Raw genomic sequence first — 2,154 nt, 5'->3', positions numbered from 1 at the left:
GAGCGGCTACTCGCAACGGCGCTACCTATGGGCGCTTCCTTGTTTCCCCAGGGAAACAGCAGGGTGGGGCAGGGGAGTGCGACATGCTCGGACGCAAAGGAATGGGCCTGTTTCCCTGGGGAAACAAGGAAGCAGAGTGGCGCGTGCCTCCTCCCTTCGACCATTCGTTCAAGATGCCCCCCCGAGCGTATCACTGCTGTAAGCCCATCCCTCGCCGCTCAAGATGTTCAAGTGTGTCGCGCAGCGCCGTCGCCAGTGTTTCCATGTCGGCGCCTGATCCTGCATGAAAGCGGATCGTGATGCCCTGGCGGTTGGCCGATTGGACGGTCAGGGCAGGGCGGCCATAGCGCGTCGTCCAAGTGAATGGCTCTTCCTTGGGCTCCGATACCGCAACGCGCGGCGCGTCAAGCAGTCGCTTCAATATCTCGGCCGCAGGGATGGGTGGCGCTCCAGCGGCGCGGCGTTCCCGTTGTGTCGTGGCAAGGCGGGCCGCCTCGGCATGGATGGTCGTGGCGGCAGCATGATTATCAAGCGCCTGGGCCAAGGGATAAGCGGGTTTCAACTGTACATCGCCCGGTGAAGGGAAGGCCTCGATGATGTCGTCGGGGATTCCCGCGACCTTGATCATCTTGCTGAGCCAGCCTTTGGACAGCTTCAACCGTTCGGCCATGCGGGTCAGATGGCTGCCATAATGCGCGCCCAGCGCCTCGGCATAATTGCGGGCGCGCTCAAGATCGGTGACATCCTTGCGCGCGCGATTTTCGAGGTCGGCAAGGCGGAAGGCTGCTTCGTCGTCCAGCTGGGCAACCTGCGCCACGAACATCATGTCGGGATAGCTATGCGCCCGCAGCCAGCTGATCGAGAAATGGCGCCGCGTACCCGCGATCACTTCATAGTCATGATCAGGGTCGCCCTCGACCCGGCGCACGACGGCAGGCACTTTCTGCCCACCCTCGGCGATGATTGAATCGATCAGTTCGCGGCAGTTATCTTCGGTCAGATGCTGATACAGCCTGGCGTTGCCGGGCCATATGCGGACCTTGGCCGGGTCCAGCAGCAATTGGGTGACCTGCCGGACTTCACCCGATGCGAGCCTGGCTAGGGCGGTTTCGCGGCCGAGTAGCGTTGACCCCCGCGCTCGTTCTGGACGCGCCGGAACGGGAGCCAGGGCAGGGGAGGAGACTGGCTCTACCTCTCCCACAAGTTCGTTTTCTGCTTCTGACGCGAGGGTAGGGGCCTCCGCCTCGTCCGACAGCAAGGCCGCCAGATAATCCGATTGCTTACGCGCCATGGCTCTGTCCTCCGATTCGCGGCGAACATAAAGTGAACATTCCCCTGTAGGACAGAAGGCTTTTCGACTTATGCGCAGACGCCGAGGCACAGAGAGTACGCTCCTGCGGCAGAGCAACTCTTTTCATGCAAACGGCAGGACCGGACTGTGCCGTCAAAAAGGGCGTTTCGCCTGCCGGGGAGCGCAAAATTTCAGCGCTTTGGCGTTTCTGCGTGAACCGGGTTTCAGGCCGCATTGACGATATCCTCTTCCCGCGCCGGAGCTACCCGGCCCCAGCTTTGGCGGACCAGCGCCTCGATCTGGCCCATCGCCTCGTCCAGATTGGCGCGGCAGCGTTTGTGCGTGCGCGGCGTACCAATCGGCTTCTCCAACTCATAAACGGTCATCATGCGCAGCGCCGCATGGCTGATCTCCGCACTGTCCAGGATGGGGATGGGGAGAAGGGCAGGGCCAAAGCTCTGCTCCATGATGGCCCGAACCATCGAATGGCTGGGATCGTTGCTGTCGAATTTTGAGCAAAGCAGCCGGATGAACTGATAATCGACCGAAATCCCGGCGGTCTGCAACTGGCCGATGACCTGATCCATCATCGAAAGAAACTGGACGGTCGAGCAGAAGTCAGGCGTGGTCGCGGCCAAAGGCACGAGCAGCGCGTTGGCGGCCTGCATCACGGCCAGGCTGATCGTGCCCAGCGCTGGCGGCGGATCGAGCAGCACGACATCATAATGGCGGGCAAGGTCCATCAGGCCCTGCTTAAGCTTGCGAAAGCGCGCCGCCAGCACCGACCCGCCGTCGCTGCCCGCAGCCGCCAATTCATATTCGACGTCGAACAGTTCAAGGTTCGACGGGATCAGATCGACATT

At 61.8% G+C, this 2,154-nt stretch carries 2 protein-coding genes (1 of these 2 running past the window's edge); both read right to left on the bottom strand.

Annotation, left to right across the window (positions count from 1 at the left end):
• Positions 1-190: 190 nt before the first annotated feature.
• Positions 191-1,291 carry a ParB/RepB/Spo0J family partition protein gene (locus tag K663_RS19165; RefSeq protein ID WP_062121631.1) on the bottom strand — a complete coding sequence of 367 codons (1,101 nt, stop codon included), beginning with the start codon at positions 1,289-1,291 and terminating at the stop codon, positions 191-193.
• Between the two features lie 224 nt (positions 1,292-1,515).
• A protein-coding gene (locus K663_RS19160; protein ID WP_037469286.1) for an AAA family ATPase crosses the window boundary here: on the bottom strand, positions 1,516-2,154 show its 3' portion. Its footprint extends 558 nt past the window's final position; only the last 639 of its 1,197 coding nucleotides appear in the window; its start codon lies off the right edge, out of view; its stop codon occupies positions 1,516-1,518.

Source organism: Sphingobium sp. MI1205 (genome assembly GCF_001563285.1).
Classification (GTDB): domain Bacteria; phylum Pseudomonadota; class Alphaproteobacteria; order Sphingomonadales; family Sphingomonadaceae; genus Sphingobium.
The sequence above is the reverse complement of the archived record's forward strand: the minus strand, read 5'-3'. Positions and strand labels throughout refer to the sequence as shown.